Source organism: Foetidibacter luteolus (assembly GCF_009650435.1).
Lineage (GTDB): Bacteria > Bacteroidota > Bacteroidia > Chitinophagales > Chitinophagaceae > Foetidibacter > Foetidibacter luteolus.
Window position 1 is genome coordinate 85,342 of sequence record NZ_VVIP01000038.1, and the last position, 16,954, is coordinate 102,295.

At 46.1% G+C, this 16,954-nt stretch carries 11 protein-coding genes; 4 read left to right on the top strand and 7 right to left on the bottom strand.

Features of this window, described 5'->3' with window-relative positions:
* The first annotated feature begins 360 nt into the window (after positions 1–360).
* The gene (locus F0364_RS11465; protein ID WP_153797921.1) at positions 361–1,623 is read left to right on the top strand and encodes a Pycsar system effector family protein; all 1,263 of its coding nucleotides are present in this window, start codon (positions 361–363) and stop codon (positions 1,621–1,623) included.
* A gap of 6 nt (positions 1,624–1,629) precedes the next feature.
* Positions 1,630–3,675, top strand: coding sequence for a polyphosphate kinase 1 (ppk1, locus tag F0364_RS11470; protein ID WP_153797922.1), 2,046 nt, complete (start codon positions 1,630–1,632; stop codon positions 3,673–3,675).
* Between the two features lie 60 nt (positions 3,676–3,735).
* Here the strand turns inward: ppk1 and F0364_RS11475 are convergent, their stop codons facing one another.
* The 5 genes from F0364_RS11475 to F0364_RS11495 form a co-directional block, all read right to left on the bottom strand.
* On the bottom strand, positions 3,736–4,533 hold the full coding sequence (locus F0364_RS11475) for a class I SAM-dependent methyltransferase (RefSeq protein WP_153797923.1): 798 nt from the start codon (positions 4,531–4,533) through the stop codon (positions 3,736–3,738).
* Between the two features lie 274 nt (positions 4,534–4,807).
* A complete protein-coding gene (locus tag F0364_RS11480; RefSeq protein WP_153797924.1) occupies positions 4,808–5,743 on the bottom strand; it encodes a hydrogen peroxide-inducible genes activator in 936 nt (311 codons plus the stop codon).
* Between the two features lie 183 nt (positions 5,744–5,926).
* A complete protein-coding gene (gene coaD / locus F0364_RS11485; protein WP_153797925.1) occupies positions 5,927–6,406 on the bottom strand; it encodes a pantetheine-phosphate adenylyltransferase in 480 nt (159 codons plus the stop codon).
* 203 nt (positions 6,407–6,609) lie between these two features.
* Positions 6,610–7,536 (bottom strand): aspartate carbamoyltransferase catalytic subunit, encoded by a 927-nt coding sequence (locus F0364_RS11490; RefSeq protein WP_153797926.1) that lies wholly within the window; start codon positions 7,534–7,536, stop codon positions 6,610–6,612.
* 405 nt (positions 7,537–7,941) lie between these two features.
* Positions 7,942–9,861 carry a sensor histidine kinase gene (locus tag F0364_RS11495; protein ID WP_153797927.1) on the bottom strand — a complete coding sequence of 640 codons (1,920 nt, stop codon included), beginning with the start codon at positions 9,859–9,861 and terminating at the stop codon, positions 7,942–7,944.
* A gap of 149 nt (positions 9,862–10,010) precedes the next feature.
* On the opposite strand from F0364_RS11495, the gene F0364_RS11500 reads away from it, so the two are divergent.
* Together F0364_RS11500 and F0364_RS11505 are read left to right on the top strand one after the other, a co-directional pair.
* Positions 10,011–10,640: a hydrolase gene (locus F0364_RS11500; RefSeq protein WP_153797928.1), complete on the top strand. Its 630-nt coding sequence runs from the start codon at positions 10,011–10,013 to the stop codon at positions 10,638–10,640.
* 251 nt (positions 10,641–10,891) lie between these two features.
* Positions 10,892–11,686, top strand: a complete 795-nt coding sequence (locus F0364_RS11505; RefSeq protein WP_153797929.1) for a thymidylate synthase — start codon at positions 10,892–10,894, stop codon at positions 11,684–11,686.
* A 329-nt stretch (positions 11,687–12,015) separates the two neighbouring features.
* Here the strand turns inward: F0364_RS11505 and F0364_RS11510 are convergent, their stop codons facing one another.
* Positions 12,016–13,563: a RagB/SusD family nutrient uptake outer membrane protein gene (locus tag F0364_RS11510; protein WP_153797930.1), complete on the bottom strand. Its 1,548-nt coding sequence runs from the start codon at positions 13,561–13,563 to the stop codon at positions 12,016–12,018.
* Positions 13,564–13,588: 25 nt separating this feature from the next.
* Complete coding sequence (locus F0364_RS11515) at positions 13,589–16,717, bottom strand: SusC/RagA family TonB-linked outer membrane protein (RefSeq protein ID WP_153797931.1); 3,129 nt, start codon at positions 16,715–16,717, stop codon at positions 13,589–13,591.
* Between the last annotated feature and the right edge of the window lie 237 nt (positions 16,718–16,954).

The window sequence follows — 16,954 nt, forward strand, 5'->3', positions numbered from 1 at the left end:
CGATATTCATTTTGTGAATGGTGAGTGGTGAATGGTGAATGGTGAGTGGTGAATAGTGAGTGGGGGACATTCAACATTCATTATTCCTTGTTGCGTGTTCAATATTCTTTTCCCTGGTGTGTGTCTCCACGCACCAGTTCTATCCGGGACTGAAAAGCCGCCCAATGAACCGGACGATGAAGTGCTTGCGACGCAACAGGCGATGCCATGAAATACCGTCGCCGGTATCCAAATATTGAGTATTGTGCAAGGTAGGATGATGGCTATTGACATCGCAATTTGTTACTGAATACTTATAATTGGCGCTGAACTTGGCCAAAAAATACGATATTTAAGACTGTTACTTAATATTGCTACATTATGAATTACCAGGAGCTTATTCAGCGTGTAAAAGAGTATATAGACCAGTTTTATTCCTCACATCCGGACAACCAGATTGTTTATCATAACTATGAACATACCAAAGCCGTGGTGGAAGCTGCCACGCAAATAGGTAATCATTACCAGCTAAACGACCATGATTTTTTTGTGGTTACTACGGCCGCTTATTTTCACGACCTGGGTTATTTTATTTGTGAACCGGCTGAACACGAAACAAAAAGTGCAGAAGTAGCCGGTGAAGTCCTTTCTGCTTTGGCCGTGGATGAACCTACCATTACACAAATTAAAGGTTGTATTATAGCTACCCGCATACCGCAACAACCCAATAACCTGCTGGAGCAAATTGTGTGCGATGCGGATCTTTTTCATTTTGGCACAGAAGCATTTACTGAACGCAATAAGCTAATGCGCAAAGAAATGTCTATTATTAAACATAAAGACATTTCTAAAGACGACTGGCGCAAAGGCACTATACAGTTCCTTGAATCGCACCATTATCATACCGATTATGCCAAACTGCTGCTGCAAAAGACCAAGGATGAAAACCTGGCCAGGTTAAAGAAAAAAGTAACCGAAAAAGAGCAGGAAAAAGCCGCAATACCACAACCACAAGAAGCTGCAGTGGCCACCGGCGAACAGGAACTTAAACAAAACAAGCCGGAAGAACAGACCAAAAAGGAAAAAGGCAAAGAAGATAAAAAAGCAGTAAAGACAGACCGTGGTATAGAAACCATGTTCAGGGTATCGTCAACCAATCACCAGCGGCTGAGTGATATGGCCGATAACAAATCTCAACTGCTTATTACTGTTAACTCCATTATTATCTCTGTTCTGTTGAGTGTATTATTGCGGAAGCTGGATGAATACCCCCACCTTACCATACCATCATTTATGCTGGTTGCCACCAATGTTGTTACCATTGTGCTGGCAATTTTAGCCACCCGGCCAACCATACCACCCGGTACATTTACCAAAGAAGAAATTGAAGAAAAAAAAGTAAACCTGTTGTTTTTTGGCAATTTTTACAAAATGAGCCTGGACGAATACGCCTGGGGCATGCGGCAGGTAATGGGCGACTATGAATTTCTCTATGGCAGTCTTATAAGAGATGTGTACGCACAAGGTGTGGTGCTGGGCAAAAAGTATAAACTTCTTAGAAAAGGTTACAATATTTTCATGTTTGGTATTGTAATTTCTGTTATAGCTTTCCTCATTGCAGTGCTTACGTATAAAGAAGCATAATACTTCATGCAGCAATATTTATTTTTTTCCAGGGATATAAGCTGGCTGGGCTTTAATGGCAGGGTTTTACAGGAAGCAGCCAACAGCAGTGCACCGTTGTTCGAAAGAATCAAATTCCTGTCTATTTATTCCTCTAACCTCGATGAGTTTTACCGGGTACGCTTCCCGGTACTGATGGCACTGGCCAACGTGCCCAAGCCGGGCGAAGAAGTTACTGACCACCGGGGCATACTCAACGAAGCCAGCCAGCTAATCGCCAGGCAACTGGATGAGTTTGGTAGAATATTGCAGGAAGATTTGCTGCCCGGGCTAAAGAGACATAATATTCATCTTATTTATAAAGAGCCGGTACCAGGCTTTTTGACAGGCGCTGTTACCGACTACTTTTATACGCATGTACTTGCTTTTCTGCAGCCGCTTTGGCTAAGGGATTATTCCAGGAAGTTTTTCCCGGAAAACAATAAGCTGTATTTGCTGGTGGTGCTAACCGGCGCTGACGGAGCAGAGGAAACGGCCATTATCAACATTCCGTCAGACGCGTTGCCGCGTTTTATCAGCCTGCCGTACAATGGCACGCAATACATTCTTTTTTTGGATGATGTACTCAAGCTTAACCTGGCTAACATATTTAAACATTACACGGTTACCGGCAGTTACAGCTTTAAAATAACCCGCGATGCGGAGCTGGAACTGCAGGATGAATATGAAGGCGACCTTGCTGAAAAAATAGAAAATCAAATTGAAAAACGCGACCTGGGCCTGGCTACCCGTTTTCTTTACGAGCCCGGCGCCGCCACAAGAACAATTTTCAACCTGGCGCAAACGCTTGGCATCACTTCGTCTAACATGGTGCAGGGCGGCAGCTACCATAACCTTAAAGACCTCTCGTCACTGCCCATTGGCACATACAAGGAACTATCCTATCAAAGCTGGCCTTCAGTTTCCCCGAAAGACTTTAATACCGGCCTTTCCATTTTCGATACTATAAAAAACCGGGATGTGATACTGCATATCCCCTATCATTCTTATAACCCTGTACTGCGCTTTTTTAATGAAGCCGCCATTGATGCTGATACTGAAGAAATATACGTAACCCTTTACCGTGTGGCCAGTGACTCCCGCATTGCCAATGCCCTTATCAGCGCGGCACGCAATGGCAAAAAAGTCACCGTTTTTGTTGAGCTTAAAGCCCGGTTTGACGAGGCCAATAACCTTAAGTGGAGCAAGCGCATGAAGGCCGCCGGTGTAAAAATAATCTATAGCATTCCCGGCCTTAAAGTACATGCAAAAGTAGCTTTGGTAAAAAAGAAAAACAATAACAGAACAGAGTACTTCGGCCTTCTGGCAACGGGCAATTTTAATGAGGGTACGGCCCGTTTTTACACTGACCATATTCTTTTTACCGCCAACCCCAACCTTGTACGGGAACTGGAGATGTTGTTTATTTTCCTGGGCTACCGGCAACATGCGGATAAATACCCGGCCCTCCAGTTTAACCATTTGCTGGTGGCGCAATTTAACCTGCAGCAAACCTTCCTGTTTTTAATTGACCGGGAAATGCAGCATGCGCAACGGGGTAAGCCGGCGCACATTATTATCAAGCTGAACAACCTGGAAGAAAAGCGGATGATTACAAAACTCTACGATGCATCTAATGCGGGTGTTAAGGTACAGTTGATGGTAAGAAGCATCTGCCGCCTTATTCCCGGCGTGCCGGGCATGAGCGAAAATATTACTGTTACCCGCATTGTTGACCGTTACCTTGAGCATGGCCGCATATTCATTTTTCACAACAATGGAGATACGGAATTATTTATGGGCAGTGCCGACTGGATGAACCGCAACATTTACCGCCGTATTGAGGTATGTTTTCCGGTATTAGATGCCACTATTAAACAGCAGTTGATGGAGATTGTACAACTTCAACTAAATGACAATGTACAGGCGGTACAACTAAATCAATCCGGGGAAAATACGGAGGTAACTAACAACCTCCCTCCTATCGCGTCGCAGCAGGAAATTTACAACTACGTAAAAGCTTTGCAGGCATAACTGGCTGCCGATGTTTACATCACCTGCAGTACCAAAAGCTGGTGCACCTGCCATCAATACTTACACGGGCGTTATTGTATAATACACGCAGGTAGTTAAAAAATCGCGTACATAAGGTATAGCGCTGATGATAGGTGACTGCTTCCTTGGGTTTACCTTAAACTTATACTTGTAAATAGGGTTCAGCAGGTAATGCTGTTTGTTGGTTACCCTGAAGCCAGTATTGTGAACAATTTTTTCAAACCGTTCAATGGTAATTCCGGTGGCTTTAATATCCATCAGTTCTTTAATAATGCCTTTGTCTTCTCCAAACATTTTCACGATGCCTCTGTACAGCGGTTTGGGTAGCAGGTGAAAGTAAGGCAGCATACTCAGGAATTTGTTTGCACATATTTGCTGGTGGCCGCCATGCGGCATATACCATGGCGGAAAGCCAAAATAAATTTGTCCGCCTGGTTTCAATAGCTTTTTTAAATGAGGTATAAACTGCTCCTGGGCAGGTATGTGTTCAATAGCGTCTTTAAGTATAATAATATCAAAGTAGTGGTCAAACTCTGCAACAAAGGATTCATCATATACATTCTGTGCACGAAAAGCAGCCATGCCTTTGTCAACAGCTTCTTTATTGTATTCATTAGCAGTATTAATGCGCTCTTCATTTAAATCAACACCAACTACCATGCACCCTTTTTCTAAAAAAGGCACTAATACACCACCTTCGGCACAGCCAATCTCCAGCACCGTCATGCCGGATTTTACAGGTATAGCTTTTTCTATAAAAGGCAATACATAATTCCGGGAGTTTTCTACCTGCTGCCAATACCGCAGCGGTACATTGGTATGTTGCTCTAATGCCATGCCGCAAAGAAAAGGGAATTTTTAATGTGTAGAGATGGTTTTGGGCGCAAAAGATGCTTGTTTAAAGCAAGGTTTTATCTTTTAAGAAAATAGTTTTTCAGGGGGTGCCCCCAAGCTATCGCAAGGGGTCGGGCTTTTCGCTACTACTCCGCCACAAAGCCGGGCTGCGAAGGCTTCAGCGGGGTATCCGCTTCAATCCCTCACCCAAAGTGCAGCCTGTTACTTCTTTTCAGACAGGCTGTTTATAACAAACGCGGTAACCCTAACAACCGGTTTAAATGGGCACCACGGTAGTTTTCTTATTCTTCCTTAGCTTGTCAGGAACAGAAGCGATAATCTCCTTCTTCAGCAAATCAACCAGTTTCTTTTTAACAAAGTCGCGATGCGTAACGATGCTTACTTCCCTTACCGGTGCGGGTTCTTTAAAATAACGTATATGTTGCTCCTGCTTGGAACTCAGGTCTAAAGTGGCCAGTTCCGGCAATATAGTAATGCCATCATTAAGGTCAACCATGCGCCGCAGGGTTTCCAGGCTGCCGGCCTCATATTCAAACAGGCTGCCCTCTTTGCTGCTCTTTTTCAGCTCGCACAAATTAATGATCTGCGAGCGGAAACAATGGCCTTCTTCCAGCAACCAAAGCTTATCTGGGTTAATGTCTTTGGCCAGCACATAGCTTTTTTTAAAAACGTCGTTGTTTTTGGAAACATATACCATCAGTTCCTCGTAAAACAACACCTGCTCCTTAATGCCTGTTTCATTCAGTGGGGTTACCAGTATACCCACATCAATCTTTCCTTCCCGCAGGCGGGAAATAATGAGGCTGGTGGTAAGCTCATTTACCACAATCTTTACTTTTGGAAACTTTTTGGCAAAAGCGGGTATAAAAAGCGGCAGCAGGTAAGGCGCCAGTGTAGGGATAATGCCCAATCTCAGTTCGCCGTTAACCACTCCTTTTTTGGCATCAATCATTTCATTCAGTACATCCCGCTCTGCAATTATTTTCCTGGCCTGCTCTATAATTTCAAGCCCGGGTTCTGTAGGCAATACAGGTTGCTTGCTGCGGTCAAAGATTTTGATGCCCAGCTCTTCTTCCAGCTTGTGTATCTGCATGCTTAGCGTAGGCTGTGTTACAAAACAATGTGAAGCCGCCTCTGCAAAATGGCGGTAAGTATCTACCGCTACTATATATTCCAGTTGCGTGAAAGTCATAGATGATTGTGAATTTACCTTATTCCTTGTTACCGGAAACAAAAATGGCCGGCCTGTGCCAATAAAATTACAGCCAACAAAACCACCGGTAAATCAAGCGGCTAAATTAAGCAGGTAAAGATCACCAATTGCAAAGCAAATGTCATTGCTATCCAAATATTCTTTTGCCTGTGCGTGTCCCGTTCAGTCAGCGTAGCTTTCCAGGCTTTTAATAACCACTGCCGGAAGAAAAGGTGAAGCGTTGCCTTTATTTTTAAGGATATCCCTTACTATGGTGGAAGCGATGGATGTGTATTGCGGCTCGCAGGTCAGGAAGATGGTTTCAATCGTTTTATCAAGGGTGCGGTTAGCGTCGGCTATTGTTTTTTCGTACTCAAAATCATTTACAAAGCGTATGCCGCGCAATATATATTTAGCGCCAATATCATTGCAAAAATTAACAGTCAGACCTTCATACACCCTTACCTCAATCCGGGGCTCGCCGGCGTATATTTCTTTAAACCAGAGCATGCGCTGCTCCGCACTGAACATGGGCGCTTTTGCAGCGTTAATGCCAATACCCACCACAATTTTATCAAACAATGGCAGTGCCCGGTTTATGATGTCTGTATGGCCCAGCGTTACAGGGTCAAAGGTTCCGGGAAAAAGACAAATACGTTGCATAAGCAGTGTTATTTTAAGTACGAGTTACGAAGTACTTTTTTATGTAAGATGTGAGATGTACGATGTGAGATGTAATTAAGTTACAAAGTTAGAAGTACTTTACCCTAAATCCTGGGCAAACACCTGCAAGTGTAAATTACATTACAACAAGTCAGCGTTTTGTTTACATCGTACATCCCACATCGTACATCCAACATCGTACTTTAATTCCCTCTGTTGGCCAGCAGGTACAATGCAGCCATTCTTACAGCCACACCGTTTTCCACCTGGTTAAGTATGATAGAGAATGGCCCGTCGGCAACATCGCTGTCCAGTTCCACGCCACGGTTAATGGGGCCCGGGTGCATGATAACGATCTCTTTGCCCAGGCTTTCCAGCAGGCGGCGGTTAATGCCGTAAGCTATATTGTATTCCCTTAGCGATGAGAACAATGGCTGGTTCTGCCGCTCCAGTTGAATGCGCAGCACATTGGCCACATCGCACCACTGCAGGGCCTTCTTCACATTGTATTCAACACGGATGCCGAAAGATTCGCTGATGTATTTTGGTATAAGCGTGGGCGGACCGGCAACGGTTACCTCGGCCCCCATTTTACCCAACAGGTAAATATTGCTCAAGGCTACCCTGCTGTGCATAATATCACCAATAATGGCCACTTTCAGCCCTTCCAGCCTGCCAGTTTTTTCCCGCATGGAAAAAGCATCCAGCAAGGCCTGTGTGGGGTGTTCGTTAATGCCGTCTCCCGCATTGATTATGGCGGCGGGAATATGCTTTGATAAAAAATGGGGGGCCCCGCTGGCGCTATGCCGCATTACCACCATATCCACTTTCATGCTAAGAATGTTGTTTACCGTATCCAGCAAGGTTTCGCCTTTTGCGGCGGATGATGAACTGGCTGTAAAATTGAGCGTATCGGCAGAAAGCCTGCGTTCGGCCAACTCAAAAGACATCCTGGTGCGGGTGGAGTTTTCGTAAAACAGGTTAACAATGGTTACATCCCGCAGTGATGGCACTTTCTTTACCGGCCGTTGAAGTACTTCTTTAAATTGTTCTGCGGTGGAAAGTATGAGGCTGATATCCTCTTTCGTAAGGTCTTTAATACCCAGCAGATGTCGTGTGGATAGTTTCATTAAAAAGCGAAGATATAGGATTCAGAAAAGAATATCGAACAAGGAACAAGGAATTTTGATTGAGGAAGAAAGAAGCAACCTGCGGTTCACGGCCAACTCACGTTCACTCACGAAATGAATACCGAGCAAGGAACAAGGAATTTTGATTGAGGAAGGCGGCACATAGGCTCTTTGGCAAAAAAAAGCAGGCTGCACTTTCGGGTGAGGGATTGAAGCGGATACCCCGGTGAAGGTTTGTGCGCTGGCCTTTGTGCCGGAGTATGAGCGGAAAGCCCGACCCCTTGCGCAGCTTGGGGGCACCCCCAAAAGCAAGTACGAAGGGTGAAGTACGAAGCATCGTTTTTATGTAAGATTTTAGATGTGGGATGTACGATTTAAAACAAATACGGCATTAACTATTCACCATCAGCATTGAGGAAGGCTAAACCAAAACGTGCTGCCTTTTTTGCCCGGGGTTGAAGCTACATCAATTTCACCGCTGTTAAGTAATATAAGGTCGCGGCAAAGCAGCAAACCCAGCCCGGTGCCTTTTTCGCCGGAAGTACCGGCAGAAGTAAAATGTGTTGCTTCTTTAAACAACTTTTTCGCATCGTCCTCGGCAATGCCTTTTCCATTATCCTGCACAAATATGTAAACACGCCCATCCCTGCTTTCTGACGATATGGTAATACTCCCCTGCTCAAATGAAAACTTAACAGCGTTGCTGACGATATTGCGCAAAACAATCATAATAAGAGCCGGGTCGGCAAAAACAAAGTCTGTTGTACTTACCTGGTTATGCAGCTCAAGTTTTTTACAAGCCAGCGCATACTCAAAAACAAGTTTCATTTCAGCAGCGGTGTCGTATACACAAAAACGTTTGGGCCTTACTTTAAGCCCATTCATTTGAGAGGTGGCCCAGTTTAGCAGGTTGGTAAGCGTAAGGTCGGTGCCATCAATCAGGGGCACCATTTTCTGCATCACATCTTCCATTTCTTCATGGGTAAGCAATCCCCGTCGAAAAAAATCAAGCATCATTTTAAGGTTGCTTACGGGGGTACGCAGGTCGTGACTGATAACGGCGAACAGCTTATTTTTAAGCTGGTTAAGCTCCTGCAGCTTTTGCGATTGTTTTTCTATTGTTTCATTTTGTTCAAGAATCGCCTGCTGTTTTACCAGCAAGTCAGTACTGAGTTTTTTCTTTTGGCGATAATAGTAATATACAGCGGCAAGGCCACCGCCAAGTAATAAAACAAACAAAACAAGCGTAGTAATAATGCCCCGTTGGTACTTTACAACTTCCTTTTTGGAGGCCAGGGCGCCAGACACCCTTTCCATTTCACCAAGGCGCCGGTTTAAAGACAGGTATTCGTCCAGCAGATTAAAACTGTTTTCATCTTCAACACGGTCAATGCTGTCCCTAACCCTGTTAAGCTGTTGCAGCATGCTTATCCTTTTCTGGCTGCTGTCCAGTTTTGCCCAGCAATTGGCCATAAGCTCCATGGTTAACAGTTTTACTTTATACATGCCGATGCTGTCAGCCGTGGCAATGGCGGCCGTGGCAGACTCAACGGCCTGGGGCAACAAATTATTACTGTACTGAAGGGCAGCTATTTCATACATCAGTACGCATTGTAACCTTTTATTGCCAATACGCCCGTTTAAAAGAAAAGATGTGTCGTAGTAATTTTTAGCCGCATCGTAATTACCACTGTTTACCATAATGCTGCCCATGCGGCTGTAACTTATGGCCATTTCCACCGTATCGTTTACGGCAACGGAATACTGCATGGCCTGCTGCGCATACTCCCAGGCGTTATCAAGTTGCTTAACAGCAATATAATAACGGGCAATTTCGCTGTTAACCCTGGCCAGCATTTTAGGCGAGCCTATGCCGGTACTTATACGCCTGGCCCTTTGCAGGTAAGCCCAGCCGGTTTCAATTTTACCCGCATCTATGTTAACGCGGCCAAGCATGCGGTAACAGCGGGCCCTTTCTGCCAGCAGGTTTGTTTTTTCAAGATATGTGGCGGCCTGCTGCAGGCAAAAAAGACTGATGGAATTATATGCCTGCGCCCAATACACCTGCCCCATTACAGAAAAGCCCAGGCCAATGCCTTCATCATAATCTATTTTCCTTGATAAAATCAGTACTCTCTTGGCAATAGCCATTGCCGTATCAGGATTTTGGAGGTAGATATCCTGGGCTATGGTAGCCTGGTGGTTTAACCAGCCGGTATCAACCTTTCCAACAACCAGTTCTTCATCCTGGTTAGCGTTTGGCTGCGCTTTTAATGAGTAACAGAGTATGGAGGAGAGGGCTGTAGCCCAAAAAAATTTCATCATATTTTCAGCCGGTAGGTGTACGGGCAAGGGTTGTTGTAAGACGCCTGCCTTAAAAGCTATGCAAACACTCAAAAACAGTTAACACAATGAAAAAGTAGGCAAAAGAAGCCTGTGGTTGTTACCTTTAAACAATTTTTAATGATAAAACAATGGCTTTTAAATTTCCGGCTGAAACTGTATTGGGTAATAACGCCAATAAAGGCAATTCCCTATCAAGAAGCGAAGCTGAACAACTTTTTACCGGGTGGGTACTTAACCCCCGGCTGCAACTGCACATGCGACAGGTAGCGTATTTAATGAAGTGCTGGGCTGCCGAAAAAGAGGGCGCAGGCGAGCAACTGCAATGGCAATGGGAAATGGCGGGTTTACTGCACGATGCCGACTGGGACCAGTGGCCCGACGAGCATTGCAAAAAAATTGTGGACGAACTTGACAGCCGCCATGTTGACCCTGCTGTACTGCAGGCCATCGCATCCCACGGGCCGGCATATTTTGGCATACAGCCCCAAAGCAACATGGATAAAATGTTGTACGCTTTTGATGAACTTTCCGGCCTTGTTCATGCCTATGCCCTTATGCGGCCCAATGGTTACGAAGGAATGGATGTAAAAGGCGTAAAAAAACGGCTGAAAGAAAAATCCTTTGCCGCCAATGTTTCCCGCGATGACATAAAGGATGCCTGTAACCGGGCAGGCCTTGAACTCGATGAATTAATAACTTTTATTATTCCCCGGCAGGCTTTGGTTACAGCCCGGATAACTGCCGCTGCGCAGCAGTAACAGCAGCAGCCATATTTGGGGCTTTCGGGTTTTGTGCCATTGGCGGCTGTAGTCCCGGCTTTTCACTGCAACTCCGCCACAGCCCCCTGCTGCACAAGCCTTCAGCGGGGTTTCCGTTTCAATCCGGCAGCCCGTCACCTGCATAACAATACCCGGAAACCCACCTGGTAGTGCTAAACGTGCTTTTCACATCTTGCCCACACCCCCCTGGCAACAAACCACCCTTGGCCATTTTAGCCTAACTTGCGCCCATGCAACAATACCAGCAATTATTACAACATATATTAAATGATGGCGCCGTAAAAACCGACCGCACCGGCACCGGCACCATTAGCTGCTTTGGCTACCAGTTACGCTTTAACCTGCGGGAGGGCTTTCCGTTGGTTACCACCAAAAAACTGCACCTTAAAAGTATTATTTATGAACTGCTGTGGTTTTTAAAGGGCGAAACCAATATAGCCTACCTGAAAGACCATGGTGTAAGCATTTGGGATGAATGGGCTGATGAAAATGGAGAACTGGGCCCTGTTTACGGCAAACAATGGCGTAGCTGGCAGGGCGCTGGTGGACAGGTTATTGACCAGGTGAGCGACGCGATAAAGCAAATAAAAAATAACCCTGACAGCAGGCGCATCATTATCAGTGCGTGGAATGTAGCAGACTTACCCGATATGGCGCTGATGCCCTGCCACGCATTGTTCCAGTTTTATGTGGCTGATGGCAAATTAAGCTGCCAGCTTTACCAGCGCAGTGCCGATGTATTTCTCGGTGTTCCTTTTAACATAGCATCCTACGCTTTGCTCACCATGATGATGGCACAGGTTTGCGGGCTGGAAGCCGGCGATTTTATACACACTTTTGGCGACGTGCATTTATACAATAACCATATTGAGCAAGCAAGGCTGCAGCTAACACGCCAGCCTTACCCTTTACCAACCATGAAACTTAACCCGGCTGTAAAAGATGTCTTCGATTTTACCTTTGAAGATTTTACATTGGAAAACTATCAGCACCACCCACCGATAAAAGCGCCGGTAGCGGTATAGTATCCGATAGATAATGCATACCCTGCAGACCTAACTTATTTTTCAGCACGGAATGGACAACCAGGCATAAGCCCGAGTAATCGGCGGGCTGGCCTGCCCCTTGCTAAACGGGCTTTTCTGACCAAAGCTATTTTATAAAAATATTCAGGCAGCATCCGGGCAAAAACCCGTTTCAATACGGGAAAAACATGAATATTTACTGCTGGCCTATCCTTACTTGCCATTTACCACTCACCTGCCGGCCTCTTACGGTGCCGGATGTAAAAAGCCGGTCTATAAACATAAACCGGCTTTCTATTTATTCAATCAACAAAACTTAAACAATGCTGTTACTGGTAACCTGGGTTTTGCGGCCTCAGGTTTGGATTGTTCTGCATTTCTGAAGTGGGCAGGGGGAACAACAAATGTTTCTCGGCCAGTACCGATGTGTTTTCAGGAAATTTATGTCCAACAAAATCATCAAAACCATTGGTTGATTCGTTGTACACTTTCTTTAAACGCACCATATCAAACCAGGTAATGCCTTCGTAACACAGCTCGTGCCAGCGCTCTCTTAATACCGCGGTGCGGAAGCTTGCCTGGTTAAAAGTAGCAAGGCCCGGTGTAGTAAGTTCGGCCCTTGTGCGTATGGCATTAAGCGCATCCCATGCGGCCTGGTTAGGCGCGCCGGACTCGTTTTGTGCTTCAGCATACGTAAGCAATACCTGCGCATAGCGTATGTTAGGCCAGTTAAGGCTGCTTACAGCAGTGCCGGCAACACCTTCGGTACCGTTGGCTACTACATCAAAAAATTTGTAGAGGTAAGGTGCGGAGAGATCTTTTAAAGCGCCATTGCCACCATTGTAATAGGAAGTGTAAAAGAAACCCTGCCTGTCAACAGCACGAAGGTCTCCGGGTTCAAACGATTCGTAAAACGTAAGCGTAGGCACGTTGGAACCTATTTCTGTACCGTAAGCTGATACATCTTTAAAGTTGGGCAGCAATATACCCTGGTTGGGGTTATCAGCCACGCCGCCCAGGTATTGTAACTGGAAGATATGCTCGCCCCTGTTTTCGGTAGCGATATTGTGCAGGTCGAAATAATTGGCGAACAGGGAAAACTGGCCGCTTTGTATTACTTCGTAAGCTTTATCGGCAGCCATTTTGTAATACGCCGCGCCTTTGTTAACCGGCGCCCCTGCCATGGTAAGGTATACTTCTGCCAACTCGGCTTTAACGGCACCCAAAGAGGCCCGGCCGGTAGCGTCTGTCCAGGAAAGGCCGGAAGCTTCAGCATCCGTAAGATCGGCCACTATCAGGTTATATACAGAATCTATAGAAGACCTGCCAGGTGTTAACTGGGGTGAGTTAGCTTCAACAGGCTCTGTAATTAAAGGCACAGCGCCATAAAGCCTTACCAGGTAAAAGTAAGACCAGGCACGCAGGAATTTAGCTTCGCCCAGGATGCGTTTTTTCTGCGCTTCGTCCATAGGTGTAATACCTGGCACTTTTTGCAGCACCAGGTTGGCCTGCGCAATTACGCTGTAAGCGCCGTTCCACCAGTTGCCAACAAACACATTATCGCCGTTGTAGGACAAGCCCAGCAGGTTGTTTAAATCTGTATTCTGCCCGGTTTCAGTTTTAGCTGTACCGGTAACCATTTCCAGCATGGAAAAGTTGTTGGCAAATATGCCTGCGCCACCGTTGATGAACCTTGTTTGCGCATACCCCGCAGCTATGGCTGCTTCGGCATGGGCCGGAATGGTATAATAAGTATCCGGCGAAAGATTTGACGGATCAACATCCTGCTCATCAAGCCACTTGGTGCAGCCCGTTGCGGTAACCAGTATGGCGAAGAACAACAGCAGGTTTGTATAATTTATTTTTATCAATTTCATAACTCGTTCTTTTTTTGGTAAATAATTACAGACCTACGTTTACGCCCAGCCTGAAAGTAGTAGGCTTGGGATAATCAAAAAATGTCTGGCCCTGTGCAAATGCGTTGCTGTAAGTGGTTACTTCAGGATCGTTGCCGTTATAACCGGTAACCAGGAAGAAGTTTTGAACAGAAGCATAGAACCTTAACCTGCTCAGGTGCAATTTTTTAACTGCATCCGATGTTAAGGAGTAGCTAAGCAACAGGTTTCTGCCGCGCAGGAAAGAACCATCTTCCACCCAATGGCTGTCAACGTTGGTAACATAACCGGCCCTGGTATCACGAATGGCGGCAATCATGGTATTGTCGTTCCCTTTGGCGGGATCCCATGCATCCAGCACGGTATTGTAGCTATTGGCAATGCCGGTGCGGTCTTCGCCGGAGTGGAGGGACTGGTTAAGCACATCGTTGCCATACATATACTGCAGCTCAATCAGAAGATCCCACTGTTTGTAGCGGAAGTTGTTTACAAAGCTTCCCCAGCCATCTGGGTTACCGTTACCGATGATCATACGGTCCGCATCGTTGATGGCATAATCTCCGTTGAGGTCAAGATATTTCAAGTCGCCGGGCAGAATGGGCTTACCACCGCGATAGCTGGCAAATTTGGCAGCTTCGTTCTTGTCGGCTTCTGTCCATACACCCAGGCGCCTGAGGCCCCAGAAAGAGCCTACAGGATCTCCTACCCTGATGATACCTGTATTGGACAGGAAGTTGGGGTTGCCGGAGAAGATAGGTGCAGGAGTTGCCAAAGACAATACCTTATTCCTGTTCATGGAAATGTTAAACGTAGTTGACCAGGTGAAGTCCTTACCGCTGATGTTTTGCGTGTTAAGCGTTAACTCAATACCCTTGTTTTCCATGCTGCCTATGTTGCGGAAGATGGAGCCGTAACCGCTGGAACGTGGCACAGGGGCATCCAGCAACATATCAGTTGTTTTCCTGTAATACACGTCAGCTTCCAGGGAGATGCGGTTTTGCAGGAAACCTATTTCAACGCCTGCATCAAACTGCGCTGTTTTTTCCCACTTCAGGTTGTCGTTAGCCAGCCTGCCGGTACCGATGCCTGTAACCCTTGCGTTGTTAAAGATGGCGGTGTAAGAACCCAACTGGGCATCAGAACGGTAAGGTGCAATTTCTGAGTTACCGGTAAGGCCATAGCTTGTGCGTACCTTAAGGTTAGAAATTACCCTGCTGTCCCTCAGGAAATCTTCATCAGAAGCCCTCCATGCCAAAGCTGCTGACGGGAAGAATGCATACTTGTTGTTGGAACCAAATTTTGATGAACCGTCTGCACGGCCTGTAACAGTAAGCAGGTATTTCTGGTTGAACGTATAATTAATCCTGCCGAAATAAGAATTAAAGCCAAAAGCACTCTTGCCGGAACCGCCGGGGTTTTGCTGGCTGCCTGCGCCTATGTTGTTGTACTGAAAATAATCAGTGGAGAAATTCTGGGAAGAAGCACTGATGTTGAAGTAGGTAGTGCCCTGCCATGAAAGACCTGCCAAACCGGTAAAGGAATGCTTGTCTGAAATCTTCTTGTTATAAGTAAAGTAGTTTTCAAAAGACCAGTAGTTTTCCTGGCTGTTGGATACAATGGCACGGCCACTCTGGTCGCGGGAAATCTGGTCAAGCGTACGGCCGTTGTACTCGTTGGTTGCACGGTTAACAAGGCTAACACCGGCCTGTGTCCTAAACTCAAGGTCTTTGGTGATTTTAGCTACGGCATAAAAGTTGGCCAGCGTTGTTTGCGTGGTAAGGATATACTTACGGTCTGTCAAGATATGCACCGGGTTAGAGCCACCTTCAGCACCGGGATACTGGTAGTTTTCAGCCCATGTTCCGTCGGGGTATTTTACCGGCAGGAAGGGGAAAGCTTCGGTAATCATCCTAACAGAGTTAAGGCCGCCGGTACCTATGTCAACAATGTTTTCTTCCTGGTAGTTGTAAGCAAGGCTGCCGCCAATCTTCAGGAAATCGTTCACTTTGCTGTCCATGGTAAAACGGGCAGAATATCTTTTAAGATAAGAATTGAGCAGCAGCCCATTCTCATCCCTGAAACCGAGGTAAGCGCCATAAGTAGTGTTTTCGTTACCGCCGGATATGCCCAACTGGTGGTTTTGAGAAAGTTTCTTTTGCGTGGAAGCTTCTACCCAGTCTGTATTGTACAGCGGGTTACCATTGGCATCAAACAGGTTGGGAAGGTTCTTTCTTTTTTCCCTGGGGTCAACAACGGAAGCATAATTACCGGCGGCCCAGCCTGCGGGGTCATATACTTTAATGTTGTCATAGGCCAGGTTTTCCGCAGCTATGTATTCCTGCGCATTCAGCATGTGTACCCTTGCAGGCCCGATGCGGTTGGTAAAGAAATCGCCATCGTAGGTGATCCTGGGCTTACCAGACCTGCCCTGCTTGGTAGTGATAAGCACCACACCGTTGGCGCCCCTGGCACCGTAGATAGCTGTAGCCGAGGCATCTTTTAATATTTCGATGGATGCTATATCGCTGGGGTTAACGAAATCTATAGAGTTGCTGTTTTGAGATTGCGTACCGGTTGGAAGAAAAACACCATCAATAACATATAAGGGGTTATTGGAAGAGTTGATAGAACTGAAACCGCGGATGCGGATATTGGTCTGACCACCGGGGCGGCCAGAGTTGGTGTTTATCTGAACACCTGCTACACGGCCAGCCATAGACTCGTTAAGCGATGCAGAAGGACGCTCCTGCAACTGGGAAGCTTTAACCGTTCCTACGGAACCAGTAAGGTCTGACTTACGGGCTGTACCATAACCAATAACCACCACTTCATCCAGGGAGGCTGCAGATTCTTTAAGAGATACATTGATGCTGGTTTGGCTGCCAACAGTTAACTCCTGGTTGGCAAACCCTGTAAAAGAAAAAACAAGAACAGCCGTGGCGCCGGGAACCTGTATGCTGTACTTACCGTCTGCACCGGTTGCGGTGCCCGTGGTAGAGCCTTTAACGGTAACGCTTACACCGGCAAGGGGCGAAGCATCTTTATCGTTTGTAACGGTACCGGTAACCTGTACCTGTGCCATTACTTGTACACTAACCAAAAACAACAGGATAGTGTATAGAAGTTTTTTGTTCATAGCAATGCTTTAGAAAGTTGGGAATGACTTATTATGTAAGAAGTTTCCGCAGCTTTAACAGCTACGGTTAAAACAATAGCAGCATCAGGGAGGAAGATATTTCTCCGGCAAAGGATAGCAAAAGAAGAAACCACGGAAAATTCTCCCGGGGCAGTTAGTTAAAGTCGGTTGCATTTAAGCGTCCGTTTTGTTTAGCAATCAGATTAGCACATACCTATATTGGCCGGCAATACAAGG